General features: G+C 70.0%; 19 protein-coding genes. 8 read left to right on the forward strand and 11 right to left on the reverse strand.

Features of this window, described 5'->3' with window-relative positions; all coding sequences use genetic code 11:
- From ACK4YQ_RS17585 to ACK4YQ_RS17615, 7 genes are all read right to left on the reverse strand, one after another.
- Positions 1 to 235 (reverse strand): hypothetical protein (locus tag ACK4YQ_RS17585; protein ID WP_409613144.1); only part of this gene is annotated, 235 nt, incomplete at its 3' end.
- 5 nt (positions 236 to 240) lie between these two features.
- On the reverse strand, positions 241 to 2,295 hold the full coding sequence (locus ACK4YQ_RS17590; protein WP_409613146.1) for a TonB-dependent receptor domain-containing protein: 2,055 nt from the start codon (positions 2,293 to 2,295) through the stop codon (positions 241 to 243).
- A 166-nt stretch (positions 2,296 to 2,461) separates the two neighbouring features.
- Positions 2,462 to 3,982 carry a Ppx/GppA family phosphatase gene (locus ACK4YQ_RS17595; protein WP_409613148.1) on the reverse strand — a complete coding sequence of 507 codons (1,521 nt, stop codon included), beginning with the start codon at positions 3,980 to 3,982 and terminating at the stop codon, positions 2,462 to 2,464.
- Positions 3,963 to 6,173 carry an RNA degradosome polyphosphate kinase gene (locus ACK4YQ_RS17600; RefSeq protein ID WP_409613150.1) on the reverse strand — a complete coding sequence of 737 codons (2,211 nt, stop codon included), beginning with the start codon at positions 6,171 to 6,173 and terminating at the stop codon, positions 3,963 to 3,965. Before ACK4YQ_RS17600 ends, ACK4YQ_RS17595 begins: the two co-directional genes overlap by 20 nt.
- 66 nt (positions 6,174 to 6,239) lie before the next feature.
- The gene (locus ACK4YQ_RS17605) at positions 6,240 to 6,848 is read right to left on the reverse strand and encodes a chromosomal replication initiator DnaA (protein ID WP_409613151.1); all 609 of its coding nucleotides are present in this window, start codon (positions 6,846 to 6,848) and stop codon (positions 6,240 to 6,242) included.
- 186 nt (positions 6,849 to 7,034) lie between these two features.
- Positions 7,035 to 7,802 (reverse strand): arginyltransferase, encoded by a 768-nt coding sequence (locus ACK4YQ_RS17610; protein WP_409613153.1) that lies wholly within the window; start codon positions 7,800 to 7,802, stop codon positions 7,035 to 7,037.
- Between the two features lie 88 nt (positions 7,803 to 7,890).
- A complete protein-coding gene (locus ACK4YQ_RS17615; protein WP_409613155.1) occupies positions 7,891 to 8,796 on the reverse strand; it encodes a flagellar motor protein MotB in 906 nt (301 codons plus the stop codon).
- An 88-nt stretch (positions 8,797 to 8,884) separates the two neighbouring features.
- Here ACK4YQ_RS17615 and ACK4YQ_RS17620 point away from each other — a divergent pair, with 88 nt between their 5' ends.
- On the forward strand, positions 8,885 to 9,742 hold the full coding sequence (locus ACK4YQ_RS17620) for an NAD(P)-dependent oxidoreductase (RefSeq protein ID WP_409613157.1): 858 nt from the start codon (positions 8,885 to 8,887) through the stop codon (positions 9,740 to 9,742).
- On the forward strand, positions 9,739 to 10,263 hold the full coding sequence (locus ACK4YQ_RS17625; RefSeq protein ID WP_409613158.1) for a GNAT family N-acetyltransferase: 525 nt from the start codon (positions 9,739 to 9,741) through the stop codon (positions 10,261 to 10,263). The genes ACK4YQ_RS17620 and ACK4YQ_RS17625 overlap by 4 nt, the downstream gene beginning before the upstream one ends.
- Positions 10,264 to 10,268: 5 nt before the next feature.
- Here ACK4YQ_RS17625 and ACK4YQ_RS17630 read toward each other — a convergent pair whose 3' ends face one another.
- The 3 genes from ACK4YQ_RS17630 to ACK4YQ_RS17640 are packed head-to-tail and all read right to left on the reverse strand — an operon-like array spanning position 10,269 to position 12,164.
- Positions 10,269 to 10,661 carry an NUDIX hydrolase gene (locus tag ACK4YQ_RS17630; RefSeq protein WP_409613160.1) on the reverse strand — a complete coding sequence of 131 codons (393 nt, stop codon included), beginning with the start codon at positions 10,659 to 10,661 and terminating at the stop codon, positions 10,269 to 10,271.
- 10 nt (positions 10,662 to 10,671) lie between these two features.
- Positions 10,672 to 11,688: a porphobilinogen synthase gene (gene hemB / locus ACK4YQ_RS17635; protein ID WP_409613162.1), complete on the reverse strand. Its 1,017-nt coding sequence runs from the start codon at positions 11,686 to 11,688 to the stop codon at positions 10,672 to 10,674.
- A complete protein-coding gene (locus tag ACK4YQ_RS17640; RefSeq protein ID WP_409613164.1) occupies positions 11,685 to 12,164 on the reverse strand; it encodes a DUF4870 family protein in 480 nt (159 codons plus the stop codon). The genes hemB and ACK4YQ_RS17640 overlap by 4 nt, the downstream gene beginning before the upstream one ends.
- A 110-nt stretch (positions 12,165 to 12,274) precedes the next feature.
- Here ACK4YQ_RS17640 and ACK4YQ_RS17645 point away from each other — a divergent pair, with 110 nt between their 5' ends.
- The 5 genes from ACK4YQ_RS17645 (at position 12,275) to hemA (ending at position 17,547) form a co-directional block, all read left to right on the forward strand.
- Positions 12,275 to 13,414, forward strand: a complete 1,140-nt coding sequence (locus tag ACK4YQ_RS17645) for an isobutyryl-CoA dehydrogenase (RefSeq protein ID WP_409613166.1) — start codon at positions 12,275 to 12,277, stop codon at positions 13,412 to 13,414.
- Positions 13,411 to 14,460 carry an enoyl-CoA hydratase/isomerase family protein gene (locus ACK4YQ_RS17650; protein ID WP_409613168.1) on the forward strand — a complete coding sequence of 350 codons (1,050 nt, stop codon included), beginning with the start codon at positions 13,411 to 13,413 and terminating at the stop codon, positions 14,458 to 14,460. Before ACK4YQ_RS17645 ends, ACK4YQ_RS17650 begins: the two co-directional genes overlap by 4 nt.
- 52 nt (positions 14,461 to 14,512) lie before the next feature.
- Positions 14,513 to 15,274 (forward strand): class I SAM-dependent methyltransferase, encoded by a 762-nt coding sequence (locus ACK4YQ_RS17655; protein WP_409613170.1) that lies wholly within the window; start codon positions 14,513 to 14,515, stop codon positions 15,272 to 15,274.
- A 9-nt stretch (positions 15,275 to 15,283) separates the two neighbouring features.
- Complete coding sequence (mmsB, locus tag ACK4YQ_RS17660) at positions 15,284 to 16,174, forward strand: 3-hydroxyisobutyrate dehydrogenase (RefSeq protein WP_409613172.1); 891 nt, start codon at positions 15,284 to 15,286, stop codon at positions 16,172 to 16,174.
- 143 nt (positions 16,175 to 16,317) lie between these two features.
- Positions 16,318 to 17,547, forward strand: a complete 1,230-nt coding sequence (hemA, locus tag ACK4YQ_RS17665; protein ID WP_409613174.1) for a 5-aminolevulinate synthase — start codon at positions 16,318 to 16,320, stop codon at positions 17,545 to 17,547.
- 2 nt (positions 17,548 to 17,549) lie between these two features.
- Here hemA and ACK4YQ_RS17670 read toward each other — a convergent pair whose 3' ends face one another.
- On the reverse strand, positions 17,550 to 17,984 hold the full coding sequence (locus ACK4YQ_RS17670; RefSeq protein WP_409613175.1) for a MucR family transcriptional regulator: 435 nt from the start codon (positions 17,982 to 17,984) through the stop codon (positions 17,550 to 17,552).
- 193 nt (positions 17,985 to 18,177) lie between these two features.
- On the opposite strand from ACK4YQ_RS17670, the gene glyA reads away from it, so the two are divergent.
- Positions 18,178 to 19,467, forward strand: coding sequence for a serine hydroxymethyltransferase (glyA, locus tag ACK4YQ_RS17675; RefSeq protein WP_409613252.1), 1,290 nt, complete (start codon positions 18,178 to 18,180; stop codon positions 19,465 to 19,467).
- Positions 19,468 to 19,469 lie beyond the last annotated feature (2 nt).

The raw sequence follows: 19,469 nt of genomic DNA on the forward strand, positions 1-19,469 counted from the left end.
GGTGCGGCGGCGGGGCGGGGTCCCGCGGCGGCGTGGAGGGGACCACAGCCGCCGCGGGGAGGCGCGCGGGGAGGTCCGACCCGCGCACCCGAACCAGCGTCGCTGAGACGACGATCTCCTGCGGCGCGACCGCCGGCGACGCCTGGCTCCACCCCTGCAGGGCCAGGCCGATGGCCGCCCCGTTGATCAGGATGGAGGCGCAGGCCGCTCCGAGCGTGCGGGCGGGGACCGTCATGGCCTCTAGAAGGTCTTGGCCAGGGTCAGCTTGAAGGTCCGCCCCTCGGCGTCCAATGCGGCCAGGTGGCGGCGGAAGGCCTTGTCGAACAGGTTGTCCACCGCCGCCCGGACCTCCAGCCCGTCCAGCGCCCCCGCCTGGGGCTTCCAGGTGAGGAAGAAATTATGCACCCCATAGCCCGCCGTGCGTTCGCTGGCCGTCGAGACCTCGTCCTGGTCGGCGGCGAACTCTCCGCGCCAGCCGGCGGTCAGGTTGAGGTCGTCGAAGCGGTAGCCGACGGTCAGGTCCAGCTCGTCGGCGGCGATGGTGTTGAGCGGGACGCCGGTGGTGCGGTTCTCGCCTTCGGGGAAGCTCAGGCCGGCGCGGACGAACAGCCCGCGGGAGGCGTATTCGGCCTCGATCTCGACCCCCTGGAAGCGCGACTCGCCGATGTTGATGAAGTAGGGGCTGGTGGAGGCGCCGCGGACGATCAGGTTGCTGACGTCGTTGCGATAGGCCGTGGTCTTGACCCGCAGCGCATCGCCCCGGGCGATCAGGCCGTCGAACGCCAGGCTGACGCCGAACTCGTAGTTGTCCGACTCCTCGGGCTCCAGGTTCAGGGCGAAGTTGGAGGCCGTGGCGCTGGTGCGGCTGTAGATCTCGTCCAGCACCGGCAAGCGCGCGGTGTGGGCGACCGAGCCGAAGACCGACAGATGGTCGTTGACGGCGAAGATGGCGGCGATCTTCGGCGAGACCGCATCGTCCTCCACCACCTGGGTGGTGGTCACGCCCAGGCCCGGCTCCAGGCGGGTGCGGTCGTAGCGCACGCCTGGGATCACCGTCAGGCGCTCGGTCCACATCAGTTCGAGCTGGGCGAAGGCGCCGTACTTGGTCATGTCGCCTTCGGGGTGGGTCGTGGCGCCGTGGTTGACCGAGCCGCTGGTGGTCACGCGCGGATTGCGCCGCTCCTGGCGGCTGGCCTGGACGCCGACGGTGAGGAAGCCGGTCCAGTCTTCGCCCCAGTCGAACCGGGTGGCGTTCTCCAGCCGGCCCTGCCAGGTCCGGTAGGAGAACTCCGAATAGGTGACGCCGGAGAGGAAGGTGGTCTCGCGCTGCTCGACCGTGGAGTCGACGTAGGAGACCTGGGCCTTGAGGTCGAACAGGTTCGATCCGCCGAAGTCGTTCTCGTAGCCGAAGGTGGCGGTGGTGTCGTCGACCTTGCGGCGCACCGGCGTCGTGCCGAAGCCCTCCGACTGGTCGTAGATCTGGGTGCTGTCGGAGAGCCAGTTCTGGTAGCTGGCCCAGAGGTTGTGGCCCCTGTCGCCCCCCACGTAGTAGCGCGCCTTCAGCAGCCAGGAGCTGGAGGTGACGTTGGAAGGCACGACCTCCTCGCCGTCGCCGTTCTCATAGTGGTCGGCCTCGCGGGCGTTGTAGGCGGCCAGGAGGTCGAGGTTGTCCAGCGGGCGCAGGGCCAGGATGGCCGATCCGAGCCGGCCGTTGGCGTTGGTCTCGTAGCCGGCCTTCAGACGCAGGGCGAAGCGGTCGTCGCCGGCGAGGAAGTCGGAGGCGTCCTTGGTGGTGAAGTTGACTACGCCCGCCAGGGCGCCCGCCCCATAGAGGGTGGAGGAGGCGGGGCCGCGCAGCACCTCGGCGCGCTTGTAGAGCTCCGGCTCGCTGAAGAAGGCGCCCATCCGGTACTGTTCGAAGAACTTGGTCGCCCCGTCGATCTGCATGAGGATGCGGCTGTCGGAGTCGGCGAGGCCGGTGCCAAGGCCGCGGATGTTGAAGCCCTGGCCCAGGGCGCTGACGCCGCCCATGGCGCTGACGCCGGGAACGCCCTCGATGATCTCGGACATGGTGGAGGCCTGGGTCTGGTCGATGTCTTCCTGGTCCAGGACCGTCACCGCCTGGGGCGTGTCGGCGGCCACCTTCTCGGCGCCGGCGGAAACGACGATCCGATCCAGCGAGAGCTGGGCGGCCTGCGCCTGATCGACGCCCTGGGCGGCGGCCGCGCCGGCCGTCGCCAGGAGCGAAGCCCCCGCCAAGAGAGCCGCGCGGCCCGTGGTCCTGAAACGCCCCATGGAAGACTCCAGTGATAAGAGTGCGACGCAGTCGCAATATTGATCCCCAGCTCGCCGCAAGGCCGAGCATGGCGGTTGCATGACGCAGCCCGCGACTAAATGCAAGTGACTCGCAATTGCGATACGTGTGTGCGGCCGAGGCGCCTAGCGGAATCCCGCAGGGGCTTCAGGTCAGACTGAGATCCACGCGCAGGGCCGCCGCCAGGGTGGCCGCGCGCTTGGCCGTCTGTTCCCCCAGCAGCATGTCGGCGAAGCCGGGATCGGCGGTCAGCTTCAGGGTCTCGCCCTCGATCGCCAGGGTGGTCCGCCCCAGCAGGGCGGCGTTGCGGCCGGACAGGTCGCAGCCGAGCCGGATGGCCGAGCCCAGGGCGCGGGCGCGTTGGCGGCGTTCGGCGGAGAGGATCTTGCCGATCGTCTCGGGCTCCGGCGTCGTCAGGGAGCCGGAATGGCGCGCGAAGGCGGCGCTGGCCAGATAGGCGCGCTCGGCGTGGTTCATCCCCGCGATCGGCGCGCGCAGCACCTGGTCGAAGACCAGGGTGGCGCGATGGTCGGGGTGCAGGCGCGAGCCCAGGTCCGCCAGGCGGCAGGCGGCGGCCAGGAGGATCGGGTCGCGCCGGCCGAAGAGCGGAGGCAGGTGCGCGAAAGAGGGCGCCAGCCAGCGCTCGAGGGCCGGCGCCAGCTCCGGCGACAGGCCGCGGCCCCCGTGCAGGGCTTCGCAGCCTTCGAGCAGCGGTTCGCGCTCACGCACCTCCGGGGGCATGGCGTCGAGCAGCAGGCCCTCGCGCAGGCCGTAGGCGCTGACCACGATGCGTTCCAGCCGCAGATGATCGATCAAGGCTTCCAGCGCCAGGGCGGCGTAGGGGAGGGTCTCCATGCGCTTCTTGGAGAGGCCTTCGATGCCTTCCAGCGAGTGGCGCGACTGGCGCGCGACGAAGCGGGCGACGTCGATGGCGTCGGCGCGGCTGATCTCGTACTGGTGAGCGACGCGCAGCGGATAGCCGGCCATCGCCATGTGCAGCAGAGCCAGGTTGCGCCAGGCGCCGCCGACGGCGTGGAACTCGTTGGCGCGGAACCGCTTGGCGACCCGTTCCAGGCGCTCGTCAATGGCGCGGCGCACGCGGTCCACGACCAGCGGCTTGGGGGCGCCCAGGGCGAAGGGGCCGAGCGGCAGGGTCACGCCCTCGCCCGGGCCGAGGGCCTCCAGGCGCACCAGCTCCAGGCTCGCCCCGCCCATGTCGCCCACCACGCCCTGAGCGTCGGGCTGGCCGGCGATGACGCCGAGGGCGGCGAAACGCGCCTCTTCCTTGCCGGAGAGCAGGCGAACGGTCAGGCCGATCTCCTGGCGGACGCGGCGCAGGAAGTCGGGGCCGTCCTTGGCCTCGCGCACGGCCGCGGTGGCGACGACATGCATGTCGGGCGCTGGCCAGCCGTCGAGCACCGCGCGGAACCGGCGCAGGGCGGCGATGGCCACCTCCACGCCCTCCGGCGAGAGCCGTCCGGTCGAGGGCAGGTCGCGGCCCAGACCGGCCAGGGCCTTCTCATTGAAGACGGTCCAGAGCGCTCGGCCGTCGATGCGGTAGATCACCAGGCGCACGGAGTTGGAGCCGATGTCGATGACCGCGGCCTGTCGGTTGCGCTCGACGACGTCCGGCTCGACGGCCGGGGGCCTATCCGCGTGTCGCCACATGGTCGATCGCGCGCGGCATGTCCTTCACCCGCTGTCCCCGTCCCGACAGGCTGGGGTTGGTCATGAAGTATTCGTGCGCCGAGAAGGCGCTGGGATGATCCCAGGAGGGCTCGCGGGTGTAGCGGCCCTCCGCGTCCAGGGTCCAGCTCTGGGCCTCGTCCTTCAGGTTGGCGACCATGATCTGCTGGAGGACCTGCTGGTGGACGGTGGGGTTCTCCACCGGGGTCAGGGCCTCGACCCGGCGGTCCAGGTTGCGCGGCATCCAGTCGGCCGACGAGATGAACACCCGCGCCTCGGACGAGGGCATGGGCGCGCCGTTGGCGAAGGCGACGATGCGCGAGTGCTCCAGGAAGCGGCCGACGATGCTCTTGACCCGGATGTTCTCCGAAAGGCCGGGGATGCCGGGGCGCAGGCAGCAGATGCCGCGGATGACGAGGTCGATGGATACGCCCGTCTGGCTGGCCCGGTAGAGGGCGTCGATGATCACCGGATCGACCAGGGCGTTCAGCTTGGCCCAGATGGCCGCCGGCCTGCCGGCCCTGGCGTTGGCCATTTCGATCTCGATGAGGTTGAGCAGGTCCTGCTTCATCGTCACCGGCGAGAAGGAGAGCTTCTCCAGGGTCTCGGGGCGGGCGTAGCCGGTGATGTAGTTGAAGAGCCGCGCCGAATCGCGGCCAAGGGCCGGGTCCGTGGTGAACAGCGACAGGTCCGTATAGATCCGCGCCGTCACCGGGTGGTAGTTGCCGGTGCCGAAGTGGCAGTAGGTGCGAAGGGCGTCGCCCTCGCGGCGCACGACCATCGAGAGCTTGGCGTGGGTCTTGTACTCCACGAAGCCGAAGACGACGTGGACCCCGGCGCGCTCAAGGTCGCGGGCCCACTTCAGGTTGGCCTCCTCGTCGAAGCGGGCCTTGATCTCGACCAGGGCGGTGACGTTCTTGCCGTTCTCGGCGGCCTCGATGAGGGCCGCCACGATCGGGCTGTCCGAGGAGGTCCGGTAGAGCGTCTGCTTGATCGCCAGGACGTTCGGGTCGCGGGCCGCCTGGCGCAGGAACTGGACCACCACGTCGAAGCTCTCGAACGGGTGATGGACCAGGATGTCCTTCTCGCGGATCGCGGCGAAGCAGTCGCCGGCGTGGTCGCGGATCCGCTCGGGAAAGCGCGGCTGGAACGGTTTGAACTTCAGGTCCGGGCGGTCGGCGGGGATGATCTGGGACAGCTCGTCCAGGCCCAGGAGCCCGTCGATCAGGATCACGTCGGCGGGCTGGGCGTGCAGGTTGCCGACGATGAACGCCCGCAGCTCCTCGGGCATGGCCGCCTCGATCTCGACCCGAACGACCGAGCCCAGCCGCCGCTGCTTCAGGCGGGCTTCGAACTCGCGCACGAGGTCCTCGGCCTCTTCCTCGATCTCCACGTCCGAATCGCGGATCAGCCGGAAGACGCCCTGCGCCTCCACCTGGCAGCCCGGGAACAGGTGGTCCAGGAACAGGGCCACCAGCCCCTCCAGCGACACGAACCGGCGCTCCACCTTGCCTCGCCGACCGGTCCGCACGGCCGGCAGCTCCCAGAAGCGGGCCACCTGCGCAGGGATCGGCACCAGGGCGTAGAGCAGCTTGCCGTCGGACAGGCGCCGCAGCTTCAGGACCAGCGAGAACGCCAGGTTCGGGATGAAGGGGAAGGGGTGAGCCGGGTCGATCGCCAGCGGCGTCAGCACCGGGAACAGCCGGCTGAGGAACGCCTCCTCCAGGGCGGGCCGGGCGGTCTGGGGCACCTCGGCGGCTGGCAGCAGATGCAGGCCCTGGCCGGCGAGTTCGACGCAGATCTCGCGCCAGCGGGTCTGCTGATCGGTCATCAGCAGGGCGGCTTCGGCGTTCACCCGCTCGAGCTGTTCGGCCGGCGTCAGCCCGTCCTGGCTGACCACGCGCACGCCTTCGCGGACCTGGGCCTTAAGCCCCGCCACGCGGACCATGTAGAATTCGTCGAGGTTGTTGGCGCAGATGGACAGGAAGCGCAGGCGCTCCAGCAGCGGATGGCGCGGGTTCTTGCTCTCGTCCAGGACGCGCCGGTTGAACGCCAGCCACGAGAGCTCGCGGTTGAAGAAGCGGTCGGGGGACGCGGCCAGCTCGGCGTCCCACGCCAGTGGCTGGCGCAGGGCCTCGGCCGCCTCGGCGCCGGCGGGCGCAGCATAGGTCATGGGCGCGGGCTCCCGGTCTGACGGCGGGCGTCCGTTCTGGCGCCCGCGTCCAAGGGAGACAAGGCTTCACTCGAAAAGGTCAAGATTCTCCGCCTCATCTTCAAGAATCTGTCGCGCAAGCATCCGTGAAATGGGGCGCTGCTCGTCGTCGGCGGCCTCGTCGATGCGGCGCACGAGGTCGCGGGCGTAGGGGATCGACCGCTGCATGCGGCGCAGCAGAAAGGGATAGACGTCCCGCGGGGGGCGGATGTTCCGCTCGCGGAAGAACTTGCGCAGCACCCCTTCCAGCACTTCGTCGTCCGGCTCCTCGATCTCCACCACCGGCAAGGCGTTGAGGCGCGAGCGCAGGTCGGGCAGGGCGGCGGGCCAGGCGGCCGGGGCGGTGCGTGCGGTGAGCAGGAGGCCCCCGCCTTCGCGCCCGGCCATGTTGATCAGGTGGAACAGGGCCTCTTCGTCGACGCCGCGGTCCACGTCCTCCAGCAGAGCCGGCCGGCCGGCCGCGGCCCCGACATCCGGCGCCTCGCGGTCCAGGACCACCGCGTCGTGGGCGGCGGCCCAGCCCTGCGCCAGATGGGTCTTGCCGACGCCCTCGGGGCCGACCAGGGCGAGGCAGCCCAGGTGCCAGTTGGGCCAGGCGTCGAGGCGCTCGACCGCGTGGGCGTTGGACGGGCCCACCACGAAATCCTCACGCCGGAACGAAGCCGAACGCCTGAGCCTCAGGCGAAGCTGCCGCGCCATGCCTCTGATCCGATGCGTACCATTGAGTTCAGTTTACCACGGCGGCGCTCTTGGTCGACGCGGACAAGCGACGGCCCTGGGGACAGCCGGCGGATGGCGTCGCGCCGGCTGTTGAAAAGGCGCCTACTCGGCGGCGCGGGGCGGCAGGCGGTCGCGATGCGAAAGCAGGCTCCAGCCCTCGGGGCGCAGGAGCTCGATCGGCGAGAAGCGGATCTTGTAGTCCATCTTGTCGCTGCCCCGGACCCAGTAGCCCAGGTAGACGTAGGGCAGGTTCGTCAGGCAGGCCTGGATCACGTGGTCCAGGATGACGAAGGAGCCGAGGCTGCGGCGCGTGGCGGCGGGGTCGTAGAAGCTGTAGACCAGCGACAGGCCGTCGTGCATCAGGTCGACCAGGGCGCAGGCGACCAGGTCGCCCGGGCCGCCGTCCCTGGAGCGCTGGCGGTACTCGATGACGTGGGTGCGGACCGCCGTGTCCTCGACCATGGCGACATAGTCCGGCCAGGTCATCTCGGCCATGCCGCCGTCGGCGTGCCGGGTGAGCAGGTAGCGGCGCAGCAGGTCGAACTGCTCCATCGTCGCCTCGGCCTCCACCAGATGGCGCTCGATGTCCTCGTTGCGCGACAGGGTGCGCCGCTCGGACCGGGAGAAGACGTAGTCCCGGGCGGGGATGCGGGCGGAGATGCAGGCCTGGCAGGATTCGCAGGCCGGCCGGTAGGCGATGTTCTGGGAGCGGCGGAAGCCGACCTGGGTGAGCGAATCGTTCACCGAGGCGCCGTCGGAGAGCGGCAGGTGCGCGAACACCTTGCGCTCATGTCGATCCGGCAGGTACGGACACGGCGCGGGCGCGGTCAGAAAGAACCGGAGCTGTCGCGTCGGAAAGTGTTGCGTCACGGACCTGCGGTCACCCTCGAACCAATGCGCTCTGCCGCGATTAGGCGTCATGCACGCCGGTTGCGCAAGCGCCGTGACGTCACAGGCCTCACAAGCCGTGATCCGGCGGAAGAACAGGCGCCTCGCGCAGCAGCACGATGGCGATGCGCCGGTTGCCCGGCAGGGTCGGGTCGTCCGGATAGAGGGGCTCGGAGTTGGCCTTGCCCGAGACCTGGTAGATCCGATCGGCGTCGACGCCGGCCGCCTGAAGCACCTTGCGCGAGTTGTCCGCCCGGCCGGCCGAGAGCGGCCAGTCCCCGTCGGCGCGCGCGCCGTTCAGGCTGGTGGAGGTATGGCCGGAGATGCTGATCCGGTTGGGCAGCTGATTGATCACCTTGGCGACCGCCCGCAAGAGCAGGCGCGCGCGCTCGTTGGGCTGGCTGGCGCCCTCGGCGAACATCGAGCGGCCCTCCTGGTCGACGAGCTGGATGCGCAGCCCCTCCGGGGTCTGGTCGATCAGGATGTTCTTCGACAGCTCGGCGAGTTCGGGCATGTCCTGCAGCGCCTGGCGCAGGGACTGGGCGGCCGATTCGAACGCCGCCTGCTCGCGCTTCTGAAGGGCTTCGCGCAGGGCGTCGGTGCTGGTCTCGTTGAGGGCCGAGGAGGAGGCGTCCTGGGTCTTGCCCTCGCTGGGATCGACGACCTCGGGCTGCATCTCCTCGATGATGTCCATGGAGCCGGCGGCCTTGGCCCCGTCCTGGCCCAGCGCCGTGCCGGCCAGGATGCCCCCGGCCCCGGAGGTGGTTTCCGACACGCTGGCTGGGGCGAAATAGTCGGCGATGCCGCGCTTCTGTTCGGGGCTGGTGGTGTTGATCAGCCACATCAGCAGGAAGAAGGCCATCATGGCGGTCACGAAGTCGGCGTAGGCGACCTTCCAAGCCCCGCCGTGGTGGCCATGGCCGCCGCCCTTCTTGACCTTCTTGATGACGATCGGGGCTTCGCTGCTGAGCGCCATGCTTGACTCGGTGTTAAGGCTGATGCGCCGCGCAAGTTGCGCGCGGCCTCGTTAAGATGCGGTTGCGGTAGGACGATCGGAGAAGCGTATGAAAGTGGCGTTCGCGGGCCTGGGCGTTATGGGCTTTCCCATGGCCGGCCACCTGGCCAAGGCCGGGCACGACATGGCGGTGTTCAACCGCAGTCCGCAGAAGGCCGAGCGGTGGGCGGCGGCCCACGGCGGGCGGGCTGGGCGCACCGCCGCCGAGGCGGCCGAGGGCGCGCAGATGCTGATCCTCTGCGTCGGGAACGACGAGGACGTGCGCGCGGTGGTCGCCGCGGCGCTGCCGGTGCTGGCCCCCGGGGCGGTGATCGTCGACCACACGACCACCTCCGCGCGGCTGGCGCGGGAGATGGCCGCGTTGGCGGCGCAGTCCGGATGCGCCTTCGTGGACGCGCCGGTCTCCGGCGGCCAGGCCGGGGCGGAGAACGGCCAGCTCACCATCATGTGCGGCGGCGAGGCCGAGGCCTTCGACCAGGCGGCGGGGGTGATCGGCGCCTACGCCAAGGCGATCCGGCGGATGGGCGAGGCCGGCGCCGGCCAGCTCACCAAGATGGTCAACCAGATCTGCATCGCCGGCCTGGTCCAGGGCCTGGCCGAAGCCCTGCACTTCGCTCGGCGCGCCGGGCTCGATCCCGCCGAGGTCTATGAGGCGATCTCCAAGGGCGCGGCCCAGTCCTGGCAGATGGACAACCGCTGGAAGACCATGGCCGAGGGCAAGTTCGACTTCGGCTTCGCCGTGGACTGGATGCGCAAGGACCTTGGCCTGGTGCTGGAAGAGGCCCAGGCGAACGGCGCCAGGCTCGACGTGACCGCGATGGTCGACGGCTTCTACGCCGAGGTGCAGGCGATGGGCGGGAACCGCTGGGACACCTCCAGCCTCGTCGCACGCCTGGAGCGGCCATGATCGAGGTCCGTCCCGTCCGCCTGCCCGGGGACATCGACGCCGTCGAGGCGTTGGACGCCGGCGTCGAGACCGACGCCGTGCTGGCCGCCATCCCGGGGGAGAACGGCTTCGAGTTCATCCTGATGGGCGACCGCGTCACCAAGCGCTTCCCGCTGGAGGCGGTGTTCGCCGAGGACCGCCGGTGGGACACCGCCTGGGTGGCGATCGAGGACGACGCGATCTGCGGCTTCGCCGCCTGCGCGTTCGAGCCGTGGAACCGGCGCCTGGTGCTCTGGCACATGTACGTCGACGCCCCCTCGCGCCGCCGCGGCGTTGGCTGGCGGCTGATGGAGCAGGTGCAGGCCGAAGCCAACCAGCGCGGGGCGCTGCACATCTGGCTGGAGACCAGCAACCGCAACCTGCCGGGCATCGAGGCCTACAAGGCCATGGGCTTCATGATCACCGGGCTCGACCTGACGATCTACGACGGCACCGACGCCGAGGGCGAGTTCGCGGTGTTCCTGTCGAAGATGCTGGACTGACCGCCTCAGCCGAGCGCCAGCAGCGCCGGCAGGATTCGGGTCTCCAGCAGCGGGGCGAGGGCGACCGGATAGGGCGGCGCAGGGTCGATCCACCGCATGTCGGCGATCTCGGCGGCCGCGCGCGGCGCGCCGGCGATCTCGGCGAGGTGGACGTGGCCCACCACCCGGCGGCCGGGCTCGTTGGCGGCCTCCGCCTCGAAGCGCCCGAAGGGCGTGGCGGCGGCGAGACGCACCCCCAGCTCCTCGCCAAGTTCGCGGGACAAGGCCTGCAGGTCGTCTTCACCGGGCTCGCGCTTGCCGCCGGGCAGCATGAAGCGGCCGGTTCCGGCCTTGCGCACGGCGAGAATCCGGCCATCGCCGTCGCGGATCAGGGCGGTGACGACCTCGATCGGGGCCACGGCCGCCGCGTCAGGCGCCCAGCAGGCGGGCCGCCCGGGGCGCGAAATAGGTGATGATCCCGGCCGCGCCGGCGCGCTTGAAGGCGCCGAGGCTCTCCAGGATCGAGCGTTCCTCGTCCAGCCAGCCGTTCTGAGCGGCGGCCATGATCATCGCGTACTCGCCGGAGACCTGGAAGGCGAAGGTCGGCATGGAGAACGTCTCGACCACGCGGCGGACGATGTCGAGGTAGGGCATGCCCGGCTTGACCATGACCATGTCCGCGCCCTCGGCGATGTCGAGGGCCACCTCGCGCAGGGCCTCCTCGGAGTTGGCCGGGTCCATCTGATAGGTCTTCTTGTCGCCGGGATTGTCGACCGAGCCGGTCCCGAGCTTGCCCGAGCCGATCGCCTCGCGGTACGGCCCGTAGAAGGCCGAGGCGTATTTGGCCGCGTAGGACATGATCATAACGTCTTGAAGTCCGGCGCTTTCCAGCTCGCGCCGCAGGACGCCGCAGCGGCCGTCCATCATGTCCGAGGGAGCCAGGATGTCGGCGCCGGCCCGGGCCTGCATCAGGCCCTGTTCGACCAGCCGCTCGATGGTGGCGTCGTTGAGGATCCGGCCCTCTTCCAGCACGCCGTCGTGGCCATGGTCGGTGAAGGGGTCGAGGGCCACGTCGCACATGACGCCGACCTCGGGGGCGGCGTCCTTCATGGCCTTGACGGCGCGGGCGACGAGGCCGTCCGGATCGGCGGCGGCCGAACCGAGGGCGTCCTTCCTGGCGCCGTCGATGTGGGGGAAGACCGCGATGGCGGGGATGCCGAGGGACCTGGCCTCGACCGCGGCCTTGGCGGCCTCGGCCACCGACAGGCGCTCGACGCCGGGCATGGAGCCCACCGGCACGCGGCCCTCGCCTTCGTGGACCACCATCGACCAGATCAGATCGCCCGGGGTCAGGACGGTCTCGCGGACGAGGCGGCGGATCCAGTCGGCCTGGCGCAGGCGGCGCAGGCGCAGGGCGGGGTAGGCGGCGAGGGGCGGCTGGCTCATGGCCGCGGGTGGTGGCCGATCCCTCGCTCCGATGCAAGCCTGATGAAGCCGAACGCCGGGGCCGCGATCAGCCACACGGCGGTCAGGAACGACAGCACCAGCGAGGCCACGACGAAGCCCACGATGGTCCCGTCGATCGACAGGCGCGACAGGTCGATCTGGATCGTGTCGAAGCTGTCCCAGCCGTTGGCCCGGGTGAACTCCATCAAGGCGGCCAGGCCGTTGACCAGAGCGGCCAGGAAGCAGATCCCCGCCGCCAGGGTCATGGCGAAGGCCACCCAGAAGATTCGGATCTGGAAGTCGTGGTGGCTTCGCAGGGTGGGCGTGGCCTCGTCGCGCTGGGCGTAGGCGATGATCACGGCGATCAGCGCCGGGACGCCGGCGAAGAACACCGCCGCGAACAGCAGGCCGTAGTTGACGAGGGCCAGATTGCGGGCGGTGTCGCTCGCGCGGTCGTCGCTAGAGGCCAAGGTCATTCGTCCTGCTCCGTGCGACCTGTCGTGGTTGACATGGTGCGCCAGCAAAGACAGTTCCTCAAGATGTGTCGGCAAGTCCCTGAAACGGGCGAGCCAAGGACGGGAGCTTCATGGACTTCACGCTCAGCGACGACCAGCGGGCCATCGCCGACGCCGCCAGCGCTTTCGCCGCGGCCGAGCTCGCCCCGCATTCGGCCCGGTGGGACGAGGAAAAGCACTTTCCGGTCGAGGTGCTGCGCAAGGCCGCCGAGCTGGGATTCGCCGGCATCTACGTGGGCGAGGACGTGGGCGGCTCGGGCCTGGGCCGGCTCGACGCGGCGATCATCTTCGAGGCCCTGTCGCACGGCGACGTGGCGACGGCGGCCTTCCTGTCGATCCACAACATGGCCTCCTGGATGATCGACCGGTTCGGCTCGGACCAGCTTCGCCGGCGCTATCTGCCGCGGCTGACCAGCATGGAGCTGGTCGCCAGCTACTGCCTGACAGAGCCGGGCTCGGGCTCCGACGCGGCGGCCCTGCGGACGACGGCGCGCCGGGACGGCGACGCCTATGTCGTCAACGGCTCCAAGGCCTTCATTTCCGGGGCCGGGACCTCGGACGTCTATGTCGTCATGGTCCGCACCGGCGGGGAGGGCGCCAAGGGCGTCTCGGCCCTGGTGGTCGAGAAGGACTCCCCCGGCCTGTCGTTCGGCGCCCAGGAGCGCAAGATGGGCTGGAACGCCCAGCCGACGGCCCAGGTCAACTTCGACAACGTCCGCGTGCCGGTCGCCAACCGCATCGGCGAGGAGGGCGAGGGCTTCCGCTTCGCCATGATGGGGCTCGACGGCGGGCGGCTGAACATCGCGGCCTGCTCCCTGGGCGGGGCGGCCTTCGCCCTGGAGACGGCGCAGGCCTATCTGGGCGAGCGTCGGCAGTTCGGCCGCCCGCTGGCCGACTTCCAGGCCCTGCAGTTCAAGATCGCCGACATGGCCACCGAGCTCGAGGCCGCGCGGCTGATGGTGCGGCGGGGCGCCGACGCCCTGGACCGGCGCGATCCCCAGGCGACCCGGCTCTGCGCCATGGCCAAGCGCTTCGCCACCGACGCCGGCTTCTTCGTCGCCAACGAGGCGCTGCAGCTTCACGGCGGCTACGGCTATCTGCGGGACTACCCATTGGAGCGGATCGTGCGCGACCTGCGCGTGCACCAGATCCTGGAAGGAACGAACGAGATCATGCGAGTCATCATCGCCCGCGAGCTCTTGCGCCCATGAGCGAGGGCGACGTCCTGACCGGCGTGGAGGGCCGCGTCGGCCGCATCACGCTGAACCGGCCCAAGGCGCTGCACGCCCTGACCACCGGCATGTGCATGGCGATGACCGAGGCGCTGCTGGCCTGGCGCGACGATGCGCAGGTCGAGCTGGTGCTGCTGGACCACGCCGGCGAGCGCGGCTTCTGCGCCGGGGGCGACATCCGCATGCTGGCCGAAAGCGGCGCGGGCGACGGCTACCTGGCGCGCCAGTTCTTCTTCATCGAGTACCGGCTGAACCACCTGCTCTTCGAGTACCCGAAGCCGGTCGTGGCGATCATGGACGGGGTGACCATGGGCGGCGGCGTGGGCCTGTCGGCGCCCGCGCGCTACCGGGTCGCCACAGAGCGGACCACCTACGCCATGCCGGAGACGGGGATCGGCCTGTTCCCGGACGTGGGCGGCGGCTGGTTCCTGCCGCGGATGCCCGGCCATGCGGGCCTGTGGCTGGCGCTGACCGGCGCGCGGATCAAGGCCGCCGACTGCGAACTGCTGGGGATCGCCACCGACTATGTGGAGAGCGCGCGCATCGAGGCGCTGAAGGCGGCGATCATCGCCGATCCGGGCGCGGTGGAGACCCTGCTCACCGAGTTCGAGGGCGACGCCGGCCGGCCGCCCTTCGCCGAGCACCAGGACCAGGTGGACCACCTGTTCGGCAAGGACAGCGTCGAGGCGATCGTGGCCGCGCTGAAGGCGGACGGCACGGACTGGGCCAAGGCGCAGCTCGAGGTGCTCGCCACCAAGTCTCCGCAGACCCTGAAGGTCGCCTTCCGGCAACTGAAGCTCGGCGGCGCGGCCAAGACCTTCGCCGAGAACATGAAGATGGAATACCGCATCGGCGCGCGGGTGGTGCAGATGCCCGATTTCCTGGAAGGTGTCCGGGCTGTCATTGTCGACAAGGACAACAGCCCTAAATGGAATCCGCCGACCCTGTCCGGAGTCGGCGAGGCGATGCTCGACACCATCTTCGCCCCGCTGCCCGCGGCCGAGGAATGGTCGCCTCTGGTTTGACGGACGCGAACAAGGGGCCGGCGGAGTCCGCGCCTCATCTGGGAGGTAGACCATGTCCAAGAGCCTGATGCTTGCCGCAGCGGTGCTTGCGCTTTCCGCCGGCGGCGCGTTCGCCCAGCACGATCACCACGCCGCGGCCGGCGACGCCGTCGCCAGGGCCGTCGCCGACGAGCACCGTCCCGCCGAGGACAAAGCCCGCGACGCCGACCGCAAGCCGGCCGAAATGCTGGCCTTCGCCGAGGTGCATCCCGGCGAGGTGGTGGGCGACTTCCTGCCCGGCGGCGGCTATTTCACCCGCATCTTCTCCAAGGCCGTGGGCGCCGACGGCAAGGTCTACGCCATCATCAGCGAGGCCCAGGCCAAGGCCGAGAAGCCGCCGGCCGTCAACGCCATCGCCGCCGATCCCGCCTACGGCAACGTCGAGGTGGTGGCCGCCCAGTTCCAGAGCCTCAGCCTGCCGCAGAAGGCGGACCTGATCTGGACCTCGCAGAACTATCACGACCTGCACCTGTCGCGCCTGAACCTTGACGTGGCGGCGGTGAACAAGGCGGTGTTCGAGGCGCTGAAGCCCGGCGGCTACTACGTGGTGCTCGACCATGCCGCGGCGCCGGGCTCGCCGGTCGGCGTGGCCGACACCCTGCACCGGATCGACCCGGCCATCGTGCGCAAGGAACTGGAGGCGGCGGGCTTCGTCTTCGTCGCCGAGGACCACGCCCTGCGCAATCCGCAGGACGACCACAGCAAGGGGGTGTTCGACCCTTCGATCCGCGGCCGCACGGACCAGTTCATCTACAAGTTCAAGAAGCCCGAGTGAGCTGAGCCCATGACCAGGATCGCCTTCATCGGTCTCGGCAACATGGGCGGCGGCATGGCCGCCAACCAGGCCAAGGCCGGCCACGCCGTCGCCGCCTTCGACCTGTCCGCGGCGGCCCTGGAGAAGGCGAGGGCGGCCGGCTGCACGCCGGCCGCCTCGGTCGCCGAGGCCGTCGCCGACGCCGAGGCGGTGATCACCATGCTGCCGGCCGGCCCCCACGTGCGCCAGGTCTACGGCGAGCAGGTGCTGGCCGCCGCCCCCAGGAGCGCGCTCCTGATCGACTGCTCGACCATCGACGTGGACAGCGCCCGGGCGGTCGCCGCCCAGGCCAAGGCCGCGGGGTTCCGCTTCGCCGACGCCCCGGTCTCCGGCGGCACGGCCGCGGCCGACGCCGGCGCGCTGGCCTTCATGGTGGGCTGCGACGAAGCCGACTTCGGCGCCGTGGAGGCGGTGATCCAGCCGATGGCGCGGGTGGTGTTCCGCGCCGGCGACCACGGCGCGGGCCAGGCGGCCAAGATCTGCAACAACATGCTGCTGGGCATCTCCATGATCGGCACGTGCGAGGCGATCGCCCTGGCCGAGAAGCTGGGCCTGGATCCGGCGCGCTTCTTCGAGATCTCGGCCCAGTCCTCGGGCCAGTGCTGGAGCCTGACGAGCTATTGCCCCTGGCCCGGGCCGGTGCCGGCGGCGCCGTCCAACCGCGGCTACGAGGGCGGCTTTGCGACGGCGATGATGCTGAAGGACCTCAAGCTCGCCCAGGAGGCGGCGGCCAAGGCGGGCGCGGCCACGCCGATGGGCGCCCAGGCCGAGGGGCTCTACGCCCTGTTCGAGCGGATGGGCGGCGGAGGCCGCGACTTTTCGGCGATTCTGCAAATGCTTCGCGGGAACCCGCAGGGGTAGGCGCGCGCCGTGTCGCACCCAGATTAAGTTTGATGCAGATCAAGCATCCGCGGCGAGGCGTCTTGTAGACAAGACCTGACGAGGGCGCCAAAAAGCCGTCGCAGACAAAGGGGCCCGCCGCTTTGCGGCCGGGATTTGGTTCGATGGATTATAAGGCCGCCTTCCGCAACGCCTTGGACAAGGTTCATGCCGAGGGCCGCTATCGCGTCTTCGCCGATCTGAAGCGTCATCGCGGGGCCTTCCCCCGCGCGACCTGGACGCAGGCCGACGGCAGCCAGAGCGAAGTGGTTGTCTGGTGCTCCAACGACTACCTCGGCCAGGGGCAGAACCCCGTCGTCCTGGACGCCATGCACCAGGCCATCGAAGAGGCCGGCGCCGGTTCGGGCGGCACCCGCAACATCTCGGGCACCACGCACTATCACGTCGAACTCGAGCGCGAGCTGGCCGACCTGCACGGCAAGCCCTCGGCGCTGCTGTTCACCTCGGGCTATGTGTCGAACGAGGCGTCGCTGTCGACGCTCTACAAGATCCTGCCCGGCCTGATCATCTTCTCGGACGAGCTGAACCATAACTCGATGATCTCCGGCATCCGCGCCGGGGGCCGCGAGCAGCGCCGCGTGTTCCGCCACAACGACCTGGAACACCTGGAAAGCCTGCTGGCGGCCGCCCCGGCCGATGCGCCCAAGCTGATCGCCTTCGAAAGCGTCTATTCCATGGACGGCGACATCGCCGACATGAAGGGCACCGTGGCGCTGGCCAAGAAGTACGGCGCCATGACCTACCTCGACGAGGTGCACGCCGTCGGCATGTACGGCCCCCGCGGCGCGGGCGTGGCCGAGCGCGACGGGGTGATGGACCAGATCGACATCATCGAAGGAACGCTGGGCAAGGCGTTCGGCGTCATGGGCGGCTACATCGCCGCCGACCCGCTGATCATCGACGCCATCCGCAGCTACGCCGACGGCTTCATCTTCACCACCTCGCTGCCGCCGGCCCTGGCCGCGGGCGCGGTGGCCTCGATCCGCTGGCTCAAGGCGCACAACGAGGTTCGCATCGCCCACCAGGAACGCGCCGCGGCGCTGAAGGCGCGGCTGATCCGCGCCGGCCTGCCGGTGATGCCGTCGGTCAGCCACATCGTGCCGGTGCTCGTGGGCGACCCGGTCCACTGCAAGATGATCTCGGACATCCTGCTGAGCGACTACGGGGTCTATGTGCAGCCGATCAACTATCCGACGGTGCCCCGCGGCACCGAGCGGCTGCGGTTCACGCCCTCGCCGGCGCACACCGACGCAATGATGGACGATCTGGCCGACGCGCTGGAAACGCTCTGGGCCCACTGCAACATCAAGCGCGTGGGCGGCTACGCGGCCTGAGTTCAGCTGCGGCGGCGAACGCCGCGGCCCAGGCCGATCTTCTTGGCGAAGTCCGAGCGGCGGGCCGCGTAGGCGGGCGCCACCATCGGATAGTCGGGCGGCAGGTTCCAGCGCCTGCGGTACTCCTCGGGGCTCATGTCGTAGCGCGAGCGCAGGTAGCGCTTGAGCATCTTCAGCCGCTTACCGTCCTCCAGGCAGACGATATAGTCGTGCTGCACCGAGCGGCTGATCGGCACGGCCGGGCGGGGCCTTTCCTCCGGCGGAGGCGGCGCGACGCTGCTGTTCAGGCCCGACAAGGTGTCGTGCACGGAGCGGATCAGTTCGGGAAGCGATTCGGGGGCGACCGCGTTGCGGCTGACGTAGGCGGCCACGATCTCGGAGACGAGACGAAGCTGCTCCTCGCCCGAAGGCCCTTCGGGTTCGGCGTCAGCACCCATGCAATCCCCCTTTGGACCAGACTCGACAGCAACTCGCCCGATGCGAACGCCCGGGCGCGGCGCCAAGCTTCAACGCAATCGGCGCGGCATCGTTCCCACCGATTAGTCGGCGGATTGGATCGCGCGGCCGTTGGGGGTAAAGAGCCGGCCACTGAGCCCGTCCCTCGACCGTCCGAAAGGCCCGCCCGTGACCATCCACACCTCCGCCGCGCCGTCGCCCGACGCCTTCTTCTCCGCCGGCCTGGCCGATACGGACCGCGAACTGGCCGACGTGCTGGCCCGCGAACTGTCCCGCCAGCAGGACCAGATCGAGCTGATCGCCTCCGAGAACATCGTCTCGCGCGCCGTGCTGGAGGCGCAGGGCTCGGTGCTGACCAACAAGTACGCCGAGGGCTATCCGGGCAAGCGCTACTACGGCGGCTGCGAGGTGGTGGACGTGGCCGAGACGCTCGCCATCGAACGGGCCAAGCAGCTCTTCGGCTGCGAGTTCGCCAACGTGCAGCCGCACTCGGGCAGCCAGGCCAACCAGGCGGTGTTCATGGCCACCATGCAGCCCGGCGACACCTTCATGGGCATGAACCTGGCGGCCGGCGGCCACCTGACCCACGGCATGGCGCTCAACCAGTCCGGCAAGTGGTTCCGCCCCGTGGCCTACACCGTGCGCACCCAGGATCACCTGATCGACTATGATCAGGCCGCAGAAATCGCCCTTGCCGAAAAGCCCAAGGTGATCATCGCCGGCGGCTCGGCCTACAGCCGCCACATCGACTTCGCCCGCTTCCGCGAGATCGCCGACAGCGTCGGCGCCATCCTGATGGCCGACGTGGCGCATTACGCCGGCCTCATCGTGGCCGGCGTCTACCCCAGCCCGTTCCCGCACGCGGACGTGGTCACCACCACCACCCACAAGACCCTGCGCGGGCCCCGCGGCGGCATGGTGCTGACCAACTCCAAGAAGCTCGCCAAGAAGATTGACTCGGCGGTCTTCCCCGGCCTGCAGGGCGGGCCGCTGATGCACGTCATCGCCGCCAAGGCCGTGGCCTTCGGCGAGGCCCTTCGCCCCGAATTCAAGGTCTATGCGCGCCAGGTGGCGGAGAACGCCAAGGTGCTCGCCGAGGCCCTGGCCGCGGGCGGGCTGAAGATCGTCTCGGGCGGCACCGACAGCCACCTGATGCTGGTGGACCTGACGCCCAAGGGCGTCACCGGCGCCGACGCCGAAGCCGCGCTGGAGCGCGCCCACATCACCTGCAACAAGAACGGCATCCCGTTCGACCCGCTGCCGCCGATGCAGACTTCGGGGCTGCGGGTCGGCACGCCGGCCGGCACCACCCGGGGCTTCGGCGCGGCCGAGTTCAAGCGGATCGGCGAACTCATCGCCGAGGTGGTCGACGGCCTGGCCAAGGGTGGCGACAATTCGTCCGTCGAGGCCAAGGTGCGCGAGGAAGTCCTGGCGCTCACCAAACGCTTCCCCATCTACAGCTAATC

The sequence above is a fragment of the Phenylobacterium sp. genome, from assembly GCF_046291545.1.
Taxonomy (GTDB): domain Bacteria; phylum Pseudomonadota; class Alphaproteobacteria; order Caulobacterales; family Caulobacteraceae; genus Phenylobacterium.

Bases quoted from the DNA above. Each gene is read 5' to 3' on its own strand.
- ACK4YQ_RS17590 (WP_409613146.1), bottom strand. From the start codon at position 2,295: ATGGGGCGTTTCAGGACCACGGGCCGCGCGGCTCTCTTGGCGGGGGCT.
- ACK4YQ_RS17595 (WP_409613148.1), bottom strand. From the start codon at position 3,982: ATGTGGCGACACGCGGATAGGCCCCCGGCCGTCGAGCCGGACGTCGTC.
- ACK4YQ_RS17600 (WP_409613150.1), bottom strand. From the start codon at position 6,173: ATGACCTATGCTGCGCCCGCCGGCGCCGAGGCGGCCGAGGCCCTGCGC.
- ACK4YQ_RS17615 (WP_409613155.1), bottom strand. From the start codon at position 8,796: ATGGCGCTCAGCAGCGAAGCCCCGATCGTCATCAAGAAGGTCAAGAAG.
- ACK4YQ_RS17620 (WP_409613157.1), top strand. From the start codon at position 8,885: ATGAAAGTGGCGTTCGCGGGCCTGGGCGTTATGGGCTTTCCCATGGCC.
- ACK4YQ_RS17625 (WP_409613158.1), top strand. From the start codon at position 9,739: ATGATCGAGGTCCGTCCCGTCCGCCTGCCCGGGGACATCGACGCCGTC.
- hemB (WP_409613162.1), bottom strand. From the start codon at position 11,688: ATGAGCCAGCCGCCCCTCGCCGCCTACCCCGCCCTGCGCCTGCGCCGC.
- ACK4YQ_RS17640 (WP_409613164.1), bottom strand. From the start codon at position 12,164: ATGACCTTGGCCTCTAGCGACGACCGCGCGAGCGACACCGCCCGCAAT.
- ACK4YQ_RS17645 (WP_409613166.1), top strand. From the start codon at position 12,275: ATGGACTTCACGCTCAGCGACGACCAGCGGGCCATCGCCGACGCCGCC.
- ACK4YQ_RS17650 (WP_409613168.1), top strand. From the start codon at position 13,411: ATGAGCGAGGGCGACGTCCTGACCGGCGTGGAGGGCCGCGTCGGCCGC.
- ACK4YQ_RS17655 (WP_409613170.1), top strand. From the start codon at position 14,513: ATGTCCAAGAGCCTGATGCTTGCCGCAGCGGTGCTTGCGCTTTCCGCC.
- mmsB (WP_409613172.1), top strand. From the start codon at position 15,284: ATGACCAGGATCGCCTTCATCGGTCTCGGCAACATGGGCGGCGGCATG.
- hemA (WP_409613174.1), top strand. From the start codon at position 16,318: ATGGATTATAAGGCCGCCTTCCGCAACGCCTTGGACAAGGTTCATGCC.
- ACK4YQ_RS17670 (WP_409613175.1), bottom strand. From the start codon at position 17,984: ATGGGTGCTGACGCCGAACCCGAAGGGCCTTCGGGCGAGGAGCAGCTT.